Here is a 14615-nt window from a genome sequence, read left to right as displayed (position 1 = left end):
CGTGCGCTCTTGCGGCGACGGTGTCGAAGTGTCAAACTCCCGCAATGGTGAATCCGCAGGGCGAGGGCAGCGATCCGTTCGACGCATCCGACAAGGATCAGCCGTACCCGGGCCAGCAGCAGTACCCGCCGTACCAAAACGCCCAGTACCAGAACCCCCAGTACCAAAATCCCGAGTTCCAGAACCCCCAGTACGCCAACACCCAATATCAAAATCCCCAGTACCCCAACCCGCAGTACGGGAATGCACCGTATGCCGGTGGGGGATTTCAGACGCCCGCACCCACCAACACGCTGGCGATCGTCTCCCTCGTGTTGGCGATTCTGGGTCTGACATTCCTGCCACTGATCGCGTCGGTGTGCGCCGTGGTCTGCGGCCACATTTCGCGTGGTCAGATCAAGCGCACCGGCGAGGGCGGATCCGGGTTCGCTACGGCAGGCCTGGTGGTCGGGTACGTATCGATCGCGCTGTTCGTCATCGTGGTGGGGGCCATCATTCTGTTCGCGGTGGCGGCGTCGACCTCATCGACCTACTGAGACCGGCCGCGCCAGCCGACCGCCCAGGCACGCAGCCCAGATTCCTGCGACGACGGCCAACGCAATGACGAACAGCGCCAACGCGTTCCATCCCAGGGACTGAAAGACCACGCCGCCGAGCCAGCCGACGATGGACGAGCCACCGTAGTAGAAGAGGTTGTACAGCGAGGTCGCCTGAGCGCGGCCGTGCACTGCGCGTTGCCCGGTCCAACCCGACGCGATGGCGTGGGCGGCGAAGAAGCCCATGGTCAGGATCACCAGGCCGATCAGGATCACGGCGAGGTTCGACGCCATCGTCAACGCCACTCCGACGATCATCGTGGCGGTGGCTCCGGCGAGAACTGCTGATCGTCCGTGCTTCGTCGCCAGCTTCCCGCCCACTCGGGAGGAGACGGTACCGCTCAGATACGCCACGAAGATCAGGCTGATCAGCGATTGCGGTAGCCCGAAAGGCACGGCCTCGAGCCGGAATCCGAGGAAGTTGTAGATCGCGACGAAGCCGCCCATCAGCAGGAAGCCCTGGCCGTACAGCGCCAGCATTCCCGGTTCGCGTAGGTTCACCCACAGCCGACCCGGCAGGTCACGGATTTCGCTGTGTGCCAGTGTCGTTCGCGGTTTCGGGGCCAGCCACACGAAGAGCGCTGCAGCCAGCGCAGCAATCACCGAGACGGTCAACGTGCCGATACGCCAGTTGGTGTATTCCGCAACGGGTCCGGCGACGATGCGGCCCAGCAACCCGCCCAGCGTCGTCCCCGAAACATAGGTGGCGGCGGCGAGTGCGGTGTGACTGCGGTGCACTTCCTCACTGAGGTAGGCGATCGCAATCGCCGGAAGTCCGCCCAGTGCAGCACCTTCGAAGAATCGAACAGCCAACAACACCTCGAGCGAGGGCGACAACGGAACCAGCAGACCCAGCGTCGTCGCAACGAGGATCGAGGCGGTCATCGCCCGCACTCGGCCGACGCGATCGGCGGCCACGGACCAGGGAATCACCGACACTGCCACCCCGACCGTCGCGAGACCGACGGCAAGCGACGACTGAGACGGCGTGATGTCGAGGTTCGCGGCGATCAGCGGCAGAATTCCCTGCACCGAGTACAGCTGAGCGAAGGTCGCGACTCCGGCGAACAGCAATGCCAGCACCAACCGTCGGTACTCGCGCGATCCCCTGGGGTGTCCCTCCCATTCGAGGACGTCGGTACGCGTCGTAGTCATACCGATCACGTTAGAAGTGCTCACTACATTCGTCCAATGCATGAGACGTGTCCAATCGATACGGCAGAGCTATGATTCGACCATGCGGCGCGAAACGATCGAGCTGTTGCCCCTACTGCCGACGCTCGTCGCGGTAGCCGACACCGAGCACATCACCGACGCCGCCCACGTTCTCGGCGTTCCACAACCCACCGTCAGCCGTCAGGTCGCTCGCGCGTCCGCGATCCTCGGCGTCGACATCGTGGAACGACGCGGCCGCGGCATCGTGCTCACCAGCGCCGGGCGCGTGTTGATCCCGTACCTGCAGCGAGCGTTGAGCGACCTCGACGCCGGCATCGACGCCATGACCGAGCACGACGCCCGAGCCAGGGGCCGCATCGCCGTGGCGTTCCAGAACACTCTGGGCGAGGACGTCGTACCCGCACTGATCCGTCAGTTCCGCGTCGACCACCCGGCCGTCACGTTCGATCTGGACCAGGGCGCACGCGCGCGCTGCCTGGAGCGGCTCGCCGATGGGGTGTCGGACCTGGCGTTCGTATCTCTCAGCGCCGAGCACACCGACGCCAATTCGTTCCAGCTCTACGACGAGCGGCTGATGCTTGTCGTGCCCTCAGATCACCGCTTTGCGTCGAGAAGAACCGTCGATCTCGCCGATACTGCAGACGAGAACTACATCGCGATGGGCCACGGCTTCGGAATGCGATCGATCTGCGACGAGCTGTGGGCCGACGCCGGCTTCAGCCCGCGCATCGCATTCGAGGGCCAGGACACCCACACTGTGCGCGGACTGGTCGGTGCCGGTCTCGGGATAGCCATCCTGCCGCGAATCCGTGCGCACGGCGGTGAGGGCGGGACCGTCGACATCGGCCTCACCCAACCCGCGGCACGCAGGCGCATCGGCATGGTGTGGAATCCCCGAGCCGACCTTCCGCGCCAGGTGGCCAGTTTTCGGGCGATTGTGCAACGCAGCGGTCGAACACTCGTGATTAGGTGAGTCGATGCAACTGGTTCTGGTGCGGCATGCGCTGCCGCAGCGTTCGGAGACCTCGGCCGATCCTGCTCTCGCCGAGCTCGGAGTCGAACAATCCCGGCGGGTACCGGACGCCGTGGCCCGGTTCCCGATTTCTCGAGTCGTCGCGAGTTCCCAGCTCCGCGCCGTTCAGACGGCACAGCCGTTGGCCGATCGGCTCGGTCTGACCGTCGAACCCGACGAGCGCTTGACCGAATACGATCGCGATTTCGGCGGCTACGTCCCGATCGAAACGGCCAAGACCGAATTCCGCGAGGCCTTCGATCGCATCAAGGCCGGGCATCTCCCCGAACAGGTCGACGAGCACGCGTTTCGTCAGCGCGTGCTGGCCGGAGTAGCCGACATCGTGTCGGCCGGCAGGCACAACGACACGGTCGCACTCTTCGCCCACGGCGGCGTCATCAACATCCTGCTGCAGGACATTCTGCACACCCCGAAGGTCCTCGGATTTCCGATCGACTACTGCTCGGTGACGCGCATTCTGTTCTCCCGGAGCGGTGCGCGATCGGTGTCCTCGGTGAACGAAACCGAGCACGTATGGGACCTGCTACCTCGCAATCGGCAATCCACAGAGACCTCTTAAAATCCCAGGTCAGCACCACCGAACACGGCGTCTGCGAACACGCGTCGGTCAAGAACGCCGTCTGTGGCAGTTAGCCTCGAACTCATCATGGGTGAATTGCGTATCTTCCGACGTCCTGCCGTTGCTCTCACCGCACTGGCGTTTCCACTGGTGGCAGTCGGTGCTTTCGCACTCGGCACCGGCTACGACCTCGGCGGCGAGTCCGCCACCGAGACGACCACCGTCGCGGCCGATACCGAGCAGGCACCGGCATCCGAGCAGGCGTCGGCAGATCCCCTGGCTGCGGCGCGGACCAGCCTCAACAGCGCGTCCCTTCCCATCACCTTTCTCTCCAGTGGCATCGGTCAGCTGACCGCCGGCGGAACGCAGCTCAACGACGGCGTCGGGCAGCTCGCCGACGGCATCACCCAGGCTCACGACGGAACCATCCAGCTCGCCGACGGGTTCGGGCAGTACCGCGACGGCATCGGCCAGCTCGGTGACGGCGCATCGCAGATCAGCGGTGGCGTCGACCAGGTGGTCGACCAGCTCGCCGGATTCGGCGCTCTGCAGGCCGACTTCACCGCAAAGCTCGCCGCCACCGCGGACCAAGTCGATCGCTTTCCACACCCGGGATCAGACGCCATCTCCGGTGAAATCCGGGGCGTCATCGACACCCTGAACACGCAAGCCTTCGGTCCCGATACGCTCGCGCAGCTGCAGACCCTCAAGGGTGGCGCTCAGCAGCTCTCGACCGAACTGAACGACCCGAACAGTCAGTTCCTCGGTGCCACCGCGCAGCTCGGCGACGCGACGGTGCAGTTGCGTGACGGACTCGGCCAACTCGACGACGGCGGCCAGCAGCTCAAGGCCGGCACCGATCAGCTCGTGACGTCGGTCAAGCCGGTCGAGGGAATCGTCAACGGCATCGCGACCAACGTGCGCGACGCCTCCGCGGCACTTCCACAGGGAGCCGCAGCCGCCACCGACGGCGCCACCGCCGATCAGAACGTCGCCGCCACGTCGACGAGCACCGGCACCGGTGCCACCCCGTACCTGATCGCCGCCCTGGTGGCCCTCGGAGCTCTCGGCTGCGTCAGCCTCGTGCGGGTCCTGGGCAGGGACACCAAGCCGCGCTGGCTCGCCGTCGGAGCGGCCGTCGCCGCAGTGGGCATCAGCGCCGCATTCGCGTTCGCCTTCGCCACCGACGCCGCCATCGGACCGGTGATCGGAGCAGGCGTATTCCTGATCGTCTCCGCCGCGGCATATCTCGCTGCAGCGGGCGCAATTCAACGCGTACTCGGTGCCGTCGTCGGACAGATCGTCAACGTTGTCGCCCTCGCGGTGCAGGTCGTCGTCTGCGGCTTTGCGTACGCATCGACGGCACCGATCTGGGGCGACCTCGCCGCATTCATGCCGATGAGCTACACCGCCGCCGGTGCCCGCATCATCGCGTCGGGCGAGATGAGCGGGACCGGGTGGCTGGCGATCGGTGCCACGGTTGCTCTGCTGGCTGTCTCAGCACTCGTGTACGTCAGCGCGCGGGGTGACTCAGCCGACGGGCCGGAGCGGGTGGATAGCGGGCGGGGCCGCGAGATGGGCACCGAACTCGCTTAGAGCCTGCTGCAGATGTGGAGTCTGCATGTGACCGTCCAGGTCCTCCTGCGACTTCCACAACTCGACGGTGACGAAGGTCCCCGGCTCGACTGCGGACTCGAACAGCTCGTACGAGATGTTGCCCTCTTCCTTCCGGGTTTCGGCCACCAGGGCAGACAAGCCGTCGCGCACCGCGTCGATAGCGTCGGGCTTGGCGATGATCGTCGCGACAACCTGCAGATCGTTGCTCATGAGGTGATGTTTCCTTCTTTCGGCGAGTCCCACTTTCCTCACCGAACGTACTCCCGACACCCCTAAGCTGGGGTGTCCGTACGGAAAGGGAAGTCACAGTGAGCCACAGGACCACCGAGCAGCGCGCCACGAAGAAGGATTGGCTCGGCCTCGCAGTACTGGTGGTACCCATTCTCGTCGTGTCGATGGACATGTCGGTGCTCTATCTGGCTCTGCCGTTCATGACGGCCGATCTCGAACCCACCAGCAATCAGACGCTGTGGATTCTCGACATCTACGGATTTCTCCTCGCCGGCCTGCTCATCACCATGGGTTCTCTCGGTGACCGCATCGGCAGGCGGACCCTCCTGATGATCGGTGCAGTCGTGTTCGGTGCGGCGTCACTCGCCGCAACGTTCTCCACATCTCCCGAGATGCTTCTCGTCGCACGGGCCCTACTGGGAATCGGCGGAGCGACCATCGCGCCGAGCACACTGTCGTTGATACGCAACATGTTTCACGACCCCGCTCAGCGTAAGGAAGCAATCGGACTGTGGACCGCAGGGTTCGCCGGCGGAGCAGCAGTAGGCCCCGTCATCGGAGGTGTTCTGCTGGAACATTTCTGGTGGGGTTCGGTGTTTCTGATCAACATTCCGATCATGGTGGTGCTGTTCGTCGCGGCACCGCTGCTGGTCCCCGAGTTCAAGGATTCGGACCCCGGACGATTCGATCCGATCAGCGTGATACTCGCAATCTCCTCGATGCTCTCGATCGTCTATGCAATCAAACACGGCGCGCAGGAGGGTATCGACGCAGCAACGATCACCACGGCCGTGCTCGGGCTGGCGCTGGGCACGGTATTCGTCATCCGGCAACGGAAGGCAGCGAATCCGCTCATCGACGTGACGCTCTTCGCCGAACGAGCCTTCAGCGCAGCGGTTGTGGTGCAGTTCCTCGTAATCTTCGCCATGACCGGGTTCAGCCTGTTCGCTTCGCAGTACCTGCAACTCGTCGTAGGCCTCGGACCGCTCGAAGCCGGACTGTGGCTGCTGATACCTGCCGTTGCGGCGGCGGCCGGCGCCGTCCTTGCGCCGACACTGAGCAAGGTGATCAGGACCGGCACCATCATCGCCGGTGGCCTGCTGTTCATCGCCTTCGGTTGCGCGGCAATGGTCTTCGTTGCTGCCGACTCGGGCCTACCGTTACTGCTCACCGGGATGGCCCTGTTGACGTTCGGTATCGGAGCGGCGTCGACCCTCAATTCGGACATCGTTCTCACCGCCGCCGCACCCGAGAAAGCCGGTGCCGCATCGGCATTGTCGGAAACCGGAGCCGAATTGGGCGGGGCCGTCGGCATCGCGATCCTCGGCACGATCGGCAGCACCGTCTACCGCCACCGCATGGAAGACGTCATCCCGGTCGGCACGCCCGCCGAGATCGCCGATCCCGCCAGAGAAACCATCGGCGGTGCCATCGCCGTCGCCGACTACCTACCGGAGCCGTTCGGCTCGCAACTGACTGCCGTCGCCAACTCGTCGTTCATCGACGGCTTCAATCTGGCGGCCGGGTGGAGCGCTGGTTTGATGGCCGTCAGTGCGGTGGCTGTCTTCGTGCTACTTCGCCGTCAGACCGCGTCGGAGAGATAACGCGCCAACCAGCGCGTCGCGGACTGGCCGTTGTCGACGTCGTAGCTCTGGTATTCCTGATGGATTCCCGAGCGGTAGAACGCTTCGATCTCCCGGCTGCGCTGTTCGTTCGCCTGGTCGGTCAGCTGACCCTGCAGAACCGGAAGGCCCCCGGCCGCCGCCAAGTCCGCGATCAACGACTGCGCTTCCTGCGAGTACTGATCGGCTACATCGGGCGCCGGGTTGGAGGAGACAGCGAGGAAACCGGCCAGACGCGCCACGTAGTCGTCCTTCGGCGTCGAGCAGTACAGATCGCCGACGGCGCAGAACGTCCGCACCACCGGGCTGACGTAACCGAATCCTCCGACGCGAGGTCCACCGACCCCGGTGCCCACCACGGCAGGACCGACCAGAGCGTCGGTGTCGGAGCGCTTGGGATCCGAGATCAGACCCACCGCCACCACCTTGTCGGCGGGAACGACGCCGACCCCGGTGCCGATCGCCGCGGCGAGATCACCGGCCGCGTCGGCTCCCTGGCTGTATCCGATGATGCCGAGTTTTGTTGCCCCACAACGATCTGCCATCGCCTTCAGCATCCCGCCGGCATTGGTGACCGCAGCGGCGCGCGACTGCCCGTAGACCTCGCCCTCCCACGGGAACGCGGTGGCGGGATACGAGACGTAGTCGGTGCGAATGTCGTCGCCGAGACGATCGGTGACGTCGGTGAGCATCCCCGGCTTCGGTGCGGCACCCGAGCTGGTCTCCCAGGTTCCCGGAATGGCCACGACGTACATGGACGGGCAATCGCCCGGATCAGCGGCGGCGGGCGATGCTCCGACGACCAGACCGGATGCAACCGCTGCAGCGACGCCGACACCGGCGCAGATCTTCTTGACACTCATGGGGAGGGGGCCTCACTGGGTGATCGAACGCTTCGTTGTTCGATACCGACAATGCCAGGGGCCTGTGACCATCAGATGCCTACATGGTTAACGGACGTAACCGTATGGCGGATTCTCGGCACCCACCCGGTGGATCAATGTGAGATTCAGTCGCTCAGAGTGCAACAAAGAGACATTGATCCCCCGGGGGGCGGTCGAGTGTTGTCTACCGCTGCGGTGCCTGGGTGGGCACGATCGGCGACGGTAGTGCCGTTGCTCCCTGCAGGAAGGTGTCGACGGCGGCCGCGCAGGAGCGGCCCTCGGCGATGGCCCACACGATGAGCGACTGGCCGCGGCCCATGTCTCCGGCAACGAAGACGCCGGGGACGTTGGTGACCCACTCTTTGGTGCGCTCCACGTTGCCGCGCTGGTTGAAGTCGACGCCCAGGTCGGTCAGCAGACCGCCCTTGTCGGGTCCGACGAATCCCATGGCGAGCAGAACGAGATCGGCTTCGAGCGTGAACTCGCTGCCTTCGACCTTCTCGAACTTGCCGGCCTTGAACTCGACCTCGCAGGCTTCGAGTGCGGTGACCTTGCCGTCTTCGCCGACGAAACGCTCGGTGTTGACGGAGAAGACGCGCTCGCCGCCCTCCTCGTGTGCGGACGCGACGCGGTACATCAACGGATACGTCGGCCACGGGGTGGACGTTGCACGCTCCTCGGGCGGCCGCGCCATGATCTCGAACTGGTGCACGCTCTCCGCGCCCTGTCGGTGCGAGGTACCCAGGCAGTCGGCACCGGTGTCGCCGCCGCCGATGATGACGACCTTCTTGCCCTCGGCACTGACGGGCGGCGCAGCGAAGTCGCCCTGCTGGACGCGGTTGGCGTGCGGCAGGAACTCCATGGCCTGGTAGATGCCGTCGAGCTCGCGGCCCTCGATGGGCAGGTCGCGCCACGCGGTGGCACCGCCGGACAGCACGACCGCGTCGAACTGCTCACGCAACTCGTCGGCCGAGATGTCCACGCCCACATCGACGTTGGTGCGGAAGACGGTGCCCTCGGCCTCCATCTGCGCCAGCCGTCGATCGATGTGGCGCTTCTCCATCTTGAACTCGGGAATGCCGTACCGCAGCAGTCCGCCGATGCGATCGGCACGCTCGAACACCGTGACGGTGTGGCCGGCGCGGGTGAGCTGCTGCGCGGCAGCAAGTCCCGCGGGTCCGGACCCGACGACGGCGACGGTCTTACCGGTCAGGTGTGTCGGGTAGACCGGCGTGACCCAGCCCTCTTCGAAGGCCTTGTCGATGATCTCGACCTCGACCTGCTTGATGGTGACCGGATCCTGGTTGATGCCCAGGACACACGACGCCTCGCACGGAGCCGGGCACAGCCGTCCGGTGAATTCCGGAAAGTTGTTGGTGGCGTGCAGGCGATCGATGCTGTCGCGCCAGCGATCCTTGAACACCAGGTCGTTCCACTCGGGAATCAGGTTCCCCAGCGGACAACCGTTGTGGCAGAACGGAATACCACAATCCATGCACCGGCTGGCCTGGGTACGCAGAGTGTCCTTCGAGAAGTCCTCGTAGACCTCTTTCCAGTCCATCAGGCGCAGATCGACGGGCCGCCGCTTGGGTACTTCGCGAACCGTGTTCTTCAAAAATCCCTGTGGGTCACCCACGAGCTGCCTCCATGATCGCTTCGTCCACGTCCGCGCCGTTCTTCTCGGCTTCGGAGATGGCCAGCAGTACCTTCTTGTAGTCGCGAGGCATGACCTTCACGAAATGGTTCACCTGCTGTGACCAGTCCGCGAGGATCCGCTCGGCCACCTCGGAGCCGGTCTGCTCCTGGTGACGGGTGACGATGTCCTTCAACCAGGTGAATTCGTCGCCCTCGAGCTCGTCGATGTCGACCAGCTCCGTGTTGAGGTTGGCCTCGAACGTCTTGTTCGGATCGAAGATGAACGCGACGCCGCCGGACATGCCGGCACCGAAGTTGCGGCCCGTCGTGCCGAGGATGACCACCTTGCCGCCGGTCATGTACTCGCACCCGTGGTCGCCGACGCCTTCGACGACGGCCTCCGCGCCGGAGTTACGTACAGCGAAACGCTCGCCGACGACACCCCGGATGAGAGCCTCGCCGCTGGTGGCACCGAACAGGAAGACGTTGCCGCCGATGATGTTGTCCTCGGCGACGAATCCCTTGGGAGCACTCAACGACGGACGCAGCACGAGATGTCCACCGGACAGTCCCTTGCCGACGAAGTCGTTGGCATCACCCTGCAGCCGGAGCGTCATTCCCGACGGGACGAACGCACCGAAACTGTTGCCGGCCGAGCCGGTGAACGTGATGTCGATGGTGTCGTCCGGGAGCCCGACGCCGCCGTACGCCTTGGTGACCTCGTGTCCGAGCATCGTTCCGACGGTGCGGTTGACGTTGGTGATCTTGGATTCGAAGACGACCTTCTCGCCCTTGTCCAATGCGTTGCGGCTGGCCGCGATGAGCTGCTGATCCAGAGCCTTGTCGAGGCCGTGATCCTGAACCCCGGTGTTGTAGAGGTTCTGGTTCATGAAGGCCGATTCGACCTCTTCGAGGATCGGCGACAGATCCAGCTTCGACGCCTTCCAGTGCTCCTTGGCAGCGGTGGTGTCGAGCAGACCGACCTGACCGACGGCCTCGTCGAGCGTGCGGAACCCGAGCTCGGCCATGAGCTCGCGAACCTCCTCGGCGATGAACATGAAGAAGTTCTCGACGAACTCGGGCTTACCCGCGAAACGCTTGCGCAGCAACGGGTTCTGCGTCGCAACGCCGACCGGGCAGGTGTCGAGGTGGCAGACACGCATCATGATGCAGCCCGAGACGACGAGCGGAGCGGTGGCGAAGCCGAACTCCTCACCACCGAGCAGCGCGGCGACCATCACGTCGCGGCCGGTCTTGAGCTGGCCGTCGACCTGAACGACGATGCGGTCACGAAGACCGTTGAGCAGCAACGTCTGCTGGGTCTCGGCCAAGCCGAGCTCCCACGGTCCACCTGCGTGCTTGACCGACGTCAGCGGCGTTGCGCCGGTGCCGCCGTCGTGGCCCGAGATGAGCACCACGTCGGCGTGGGCCTTGGACACACCGGCCGCGACCGTTCCGACGCCCACCTCGGAGACCAGCTTCACGTGGATGCGGGCCTCTGGGTTGGCGTTCTTCAGATCGTGGATCAGCTGCGCGAGATCCTCGATCGAGTAGATGTCGTGGTGCGGCGGCGGCGAGATCAGACCGACGCCGGGCGTCGAATGCCGAACCTCGGCGACCCACGGGTACACCTTGTGCGCCGGAAGCTGGCCGCCCTCACCGGGCTTGGCTCCCTGCGCCATCTTGATCTGGATGTCGGTGCAGTTGGTCAGGTAGTGCGAGGTGACACCGAAGCGTCCCGACGCGACCTGCTTGACGGCCGACCGTCGCCAGTCCCCGTTCTCGTCGGGGGTGAACCGCGAGACATCCTCGCCACCCTCACCGGAGTTCGAGCGTCCGCCGAGACGGTTCATCGCGATGGCGAGGGTCTCGTGTGCCTCGGCCGAGATGGAGCCGTAGCTCATCGCACCCGTGGAGAAACGCTTGACGATCTCGCTCGCCGGCTCGACCTCGTCGATCGAAATGGCCTGTCGCTCTTCGGTCTTGAAGCGGAACAGACCGCGCAGCGACGCGAGTCGCTCGGACTGGTCGTCGACCATCTTCGTGTATTCCTTGAAGACGTCGTACTGACCGGTGCGGGTGGAGTGCTGCAGCTTGAACACGGTGTCGGGGTTGAAGAGGTGGTACTCCCCCTCGCGGCGCCACTGGTACTCGCCGCCCGTCTCGAGCTCACGGTGCGCGCGTTCCTGACGGTTGTCGAGGTATGCGACGGCATGTCGCGCCGCGACGTCGTCGGCCACCTGATCGAGATCGATGCCGCCGAGGTGGCTGTTGAGGCCGGTGAAGTACTCGTCGACCAGTTCCTGCGAGAGGCCGATGACCTGGAACAGCTGCGCTCCGGTGTACGACGCGAGCGTCGAGATGCCCATCTTGGACATCACCTTCAGCACGCCCTTGCCTGCGGCCTTGATGTAGTTGCCGACGGCCTTGTCGAACTCGATGCCCGTGAGTGCGCCGCGCTCGATCATGTCCTCGATCGACTCGAACGCCATGTACGGGTTGACCGCTGCCGCACCGAAACCGATGAGCAGAGCCATGTGATGGACCTCGCGAGCGTCACCGGACTCGATGATCAGGCCGACCTTGGTACGGGTCTTCTCCCGCACCAGGTGATGGTGCACCGCGGAGGTCAGCAGCAACGACGGAATCGGAGCGAGCTTCTCGCTCGACTCGCGGTCGGAGAGCACGATGATCCGTGCGCCGCCCGAGATCGCAGCGGAGACCTGAGCTCGGATGGCCTCCAACGACTTTCGGAGACCTTCGCCGCCCTCGGCAACCGGGTACAGGCCGCGCACGACCACCGAACGAAGTTCTTCCTGCGTGCCTTCGTCGTTGATGTGCACGAGCTTGGCGAGATCGTCGTTGTGCAGGATCGGCTGTGGCAGCACGATCTGCTTGCAGCTCTCGGCATCCGGGTTGAGCAGATCGCCCTCGGGGCCGATCGTGCCGCCGAGGCTGGTGACGATCTCCTCGCGGATCGCGTCGAGCGGCGGGTTGGTGACCTGGGCGAAAAGCTGCGAGAAGTAGTCGAACAACATCCGCGGACGAGCCGACAGCACCGCAATCGGGGTATCGGTACCCATGGATCCGATGGCCTCGGCACCGGACTTCGCCATCGGCGAGACCAGCACGTTCAGTTCCTCGGTGGTGTACCCGAAGATCTGCTGACGGATGAGCACGCGATCGTGCGGCATGTGCACGTGCGGGCGCTCGGGCAGATCGTCGATCGAGGTCAGACCCTCGTCGAGCCACTGCTGGTACGGATGCTCGGCAGCGAGCTCGTCCTTGATCTCGTCGTCGGAGACGATGCGACCCTGTGCGGTGTCCACCAGGAACATCCGGCCCGGCTGCAGCCGAACCTTGCGGACGACCTTGGACGGGTCGATGTCGAGAACGCCGACCTCGGACGCCATGACGACCAAGCCGTCGTCGGTGACCCACAGCCGGCTCGGGCGCAGGCCGTTGCGGTCGAGGACCGCTCCGATGACGGTGCCGTCGGTGAAGCACACCGACGCCGGTCCGTCCCAGGGCTCCATCAGCGAGGAGTGGTACTTGTAGAACGCCCGACGCGCGGGGTCCATGGACTCGTGCCGCTCCCACGCCTCGGGAATCATCATGAGTACGGCGTGCGGCAGGCTTCGTCCACCGAGATGCAACAGCTCGAGCACCTCGTCGAAACGTGCTGTGTCGCTTGCTCCGTGGGTGACCACGGGGAAGATCTTCTCGAGCGCCTCGGAGCCACCGAACACGTCGGAGGTGATGAGCGCCTCGCGGGCGCGCATCCAGTTCTCGTTGCCGGTGGCGGTGTTGATCTCGCCGTTGTGCGCGACGCGCCGGAACGGATGCGCCAGCGGCCAGGACGGGAACGTGTTGGTCGAGAAGCGCGAATGCACAAGCCCGAGTGCACTTTCCACGCGCTCGTCCTGCAGGTCGAGGTAGAAGCCCTTGAGCTGAGGAGTTGTCAGCATGCCCTTGTAGACGAAGGTCTGGGAGGACAGCGACGGGAAGTACACGGTCTCGCGACCGGGGCCGTCCTTGCCCGCACCCTCTTCGCCCAGCTCGTGCTCGACGCGCTTGCGGATGACGAACGCACGACGCTCCAGGTCGAGATCGGTGACCGATGCGTCGGGAGCGGCGAGGAACAGCTGACGGAAGGTCGGCATCGCGTCGCGCGCGAGCGCTCCGAGCGACGAGTCGTCGGTGGGAACCTCACGCCAACCGAGAACCGTCAGGCCCTCGCTCTCGACGATGCGCTCGACACCCTCGCAGGCACGTGCCGCGTCGCTGCGGCCCTGCGGCAGAAATGCGACACCGGTTGCGTAGGCACCGGGAGCGGGGAGCTCGAAATCTACGACGGCGCGGAAGAACGCGTCCGGAACCTGGATCAGAATGCCTGCACCGTCACCGGTGTTCGGTTCGGAGCCGGCGGCACCGCGGTGCTCGAGGTTGACCAGTGCGGTGATCGCCTTCTCGACGATGTCGCGACTGCGGCGACCGTGCATGTCCACCACGAACGCGACACCACAGGAGTCGTGCTCGTTGACGGGATCGTAGAGGCCTTGCGGGCCCGGAGTGTGCTTCATACCTAGCCTTCGGATAAGTCCAGCCTTGAAACTCGTCGGCGACGGTGTGGTGTAACCGGCTGCTCGAACGGCCTGCGGTGCGTCCTCGCCGTTGAAGCAGCACCTGTCGATCGTCGACGCTTTTCCTCTGCACGAGCGGGTGAGCTCATGGTAGAAAAGTGAGGGTCTCGACGGATCCGGCCGTGGTGAGGCCGATCCAACTACGAACGATAAGTCAGCACCTGGGTACCCCCGCAAATAAGGTAAGCCTATTGTGGGCTCTCACCTGCGAATTTCCCGACATCGGTCGACGTATCGGCCCCTTCCCGAGACGGCGGGGACGCGACGGCCGAAAAGTACACGCGTGTAAGACGATCGGGCCGCAACCGCATCGAAAAAAACTGGCCGCAGCGATCGAGATCAGCTGCGGCCAGTGTGGTGGGCGGAGGGGGACTTGAACCCCCACGTCCCGAAGGACACTGGCACCTGAAGCCAGCGCGTCTGCCATTCCGCCACCCGCCCGGGTGACGGCGAGAACACTAACACGCACCCTGCCGCGCTCGAAAATCGCGGCCTCGCGTCGTTCGGAGCGAACGGCGGCAGGCGGTCTGCGTCGGCGGCACCGTATATCATGCTTGAAGCGCGACCTCGTGATGACACGCGGCTGTCGCACCCTGCGCACCTGCAGGCACCACACGGT

The 14615-nt window shown here is 65.0% G+C and carries 10 protein-coding genes and 1 tRNA gene; 5 read left to right on the top strand and 6 right to left on the bottom strand.

Annotation, left to right across the window (positions count from 1 at the left end; translation table 11 throughout):
• The first annotated feature begins 44 nt into the window (after positions 1 to 44).
• Positions 45 to 536: a DUF4190 domain-containing protein gene (locus tag CH305_RS08610; protein ID WP_094703386.1), complete on the top strand. Its 492-nt coding sequence runs from the start codon at positions 45 to 47 to the stop codon at positions 534 to 536.
• On the opposite strand, the gene CH305_RS08605 is transcribed toward CH305_RS08610, so the two are convergent.
• Complete coding sequence (locus tag CH305_RS08605; protein WP_094703486.1) at positions 522 to 1751, bottom strand: MFS transporter; 1230 nt, start codon at positions 1749 to 1751, stop codon at positions 522 to 524. The genes CH305_RS08610 and CH305_RS08605 overlap by 15 nt on opposite strands.
• Positions 1752 to 1833: 82 nt before the next feature.
• Between CH305_RS08605 and CH305_RS08600 the strand changes: the two genes are divergently transcribed.
• The 3 genes from CH305_RS08600 to CH305_RS08590 all read left to right on the top strand — a co-directional run bounded on the left by CH305_RS08600 (position 1834) and on the right by CH305_RS08590 (position 4960).
• Positions 1834 to 2745 carry a LysR family transcriptional regulator gene (locus CH305_RS08600; RefSeq protein ID WP_094703385.1) on the top strand — a complete coding sequence of 304 codons (912 nt, stop codon included), beginning with the start codon at positions 1834 to 1836 and terminating at the stop codon, positions 2743 to 2745.
• Positions 2746 to 2749: 4 nt separating this feature from the next.
• Complete coding sequence (locus tag CH305_RS08595; RefSeq protein WP_032401646.1) at positions 2750 to 3364, top strand: histidine phosphatase family protein; 615 nt, start codon at positions 2750 to 2752, stop codon at positions 3362 to 3364.
• Between the two features lie 87 nt (positions 3365 to 3451).
• On the top strand, positions 3452 to 4960 hold the full coding sequence (locus tag CH305_RS08590) for a phage infection protein (RefSeq protein ID WP_032401647.1): 1509 nt from the start codon (positions 3452 to 3454) through the stop codon (positions 4958 to 4960).
• On the opposite strand, the gene CH305_RS08585 is transcribed toward CH305_RS08590, so the two are convergent.
• The gene (locus tag CH305_RS08585; RefSeq protein ID WP_032378781.1) at positions 4895 to 5191 is read right to left on the bottom strand and encodes a putative quinol monooxygenase; all 297 of its coding nucleotides are present in this window, start codon (positions 5189 to 5191) and stop codon (positions 4895 to 4897) included. The two genes, CH305_RS08590 and CH305_RS08585, sit on opposite strands and share 66 nt — an antisense overlap.
• 98 nt (positions 5192 to 5289) lie before the next feature.
• On the opposite strand from CH305_RS08585, the gene CH305_RS08580 reads away from it, so the two are divergent.
• On the top strand, positions 5290 to 6816 hold the full coding sequence (locus CH305_RS08580; RefSeq protein ID WP_032378780.1) for an MFS transporter: 1527 nt from the start codon (positions 5290 to 5292) through the stop codon (positions 6814 to 6816).
• Here the strand turns inward: CH305_RS08580 and CH305_RS08575 are convergent.
• From CH305_RS08575 to CH305_RS08560, 4 genes are all read right to left on the bottom strand, one after another.
• Positions 6795 to 7697, bottom strand: a complete 903-nt coding sequence (locus CH305_RS08575; RefSeq protein ID WP_032378779.1) for a cutinase family protein — start codon at positions 7695 to 7697, stop codon at positions 6795 to 6797. The genes CH305_RS08580 and CH305_RS08575 overlap by 22 nt on opposite strands.
• A 205-nt stretch (positions 7698 to 7902) precedes the next feature.
• The gene (locus CH305_RS08570) at positions 7903 to 9354 is read right to left on the bottom strand and encodes a glutamate synthase subunit beta (RefSeq protein WP_094703384.1); all 1452 of its coding nucleotides are present in this window, start codon (positions 9352 to 9354) and stop codon (positions 7903 to 7905) included.
• Positions 9347 to 13936: a glutamate synthase large subunit gene (gene gltB, locus CH305_RS08565; protein WP_032401650.1), complete on the bottom strand. Its 4590-nt coding sequence runs from the start codon at positions 13934 to 13936 to the stop codon at positions 9347 to 9349. The genes CH305_RS08570 and gltB overlap by 8 nt, the downstream gene beginning before the upstream one ends.
• 415 nt (positions 13937 to 14351) lie before the next feature.
• Positions 14352 to 14437, bottom strand: a tRNA-Leu gene (locus CH305_RS08560).
• Positions 14438 to 14615 lie beyond the last annotated feature (178 nt).

This window comes from Rhodococcus sp. 15-649-2-2, from assembly GCF_002258645.1.
Taxonomy (GTDB): Bacteria; Actinomycetota; Actinomycetes; order Mycobacteriales; family Mycobacteriaceae; genus Rhodococcoides.
The sequence above is the reverse complement of the archived record's forward strand: the minus strand, read 5'-3'. Positions and strand labels throughout refer to the sequence as shown.

Excerpts from the sequence above, each read along its gene's own strand:
- CH305_RS08610 (WP_094703386.1), top strand. The coding sequence starts at position 45 with ATGGTGAATCCGCAGGGCGAGGGCAGCGATCCGTTCGACGCATCCGAC.
- CH305_RS08605 (WP_094703486.1), bottom strand. The coding sequence starts at position 1,751 with ATGACTACGACGCGTACCGACGTCCTCGAATGGGAGGGACACCCCAGG.
- CH305_RS08600 (WP_094703385.1), top strand. The coding sequence starts at position 1,834 with ATGCGGCGCGAAACGATCGAGCTGTTGCCCCTACTGCCGACGCTCGTC.
- CH305_RS08595 (WP_032401646.1), top strand. The coding sequence starts at position 2,750 with ATGCAACTGGTTCTGGTGCGGCATGCGCTGCCGCAGCGTTCGGAGACC.
- CH305_RS08590 (WP_032401647.1), top strand. The coding sequence starts at position 3,452 with ATGGGTGAATTGCGTATCTTCCGACGTCCTGCCGTTGCTCTCACCGCA.
- CH305_RS08585 (WP_032378781.1), bottom strand. The coding sequence starts at position 5,191 with ATGAGCAACGATCTGCAGGTTGTCGCGACGATCATCGCCAAGCCCGAC.
- CH305_RS08575 (WP_032378779.1), bottom strand. The coding sequence starts at position 7,697 with ATGAGTGTCAAGAAGATCTGCGCCGGTGTCGGCGTCGCTGCAGCGGTT.
- gltB (WP_032401650.1), bottom strand. The coding sequence starts at position 13,936 with ATGAAGCACACTCCGGGCCCGCAAGGCCTCTACGATCCCGTCAACGAG.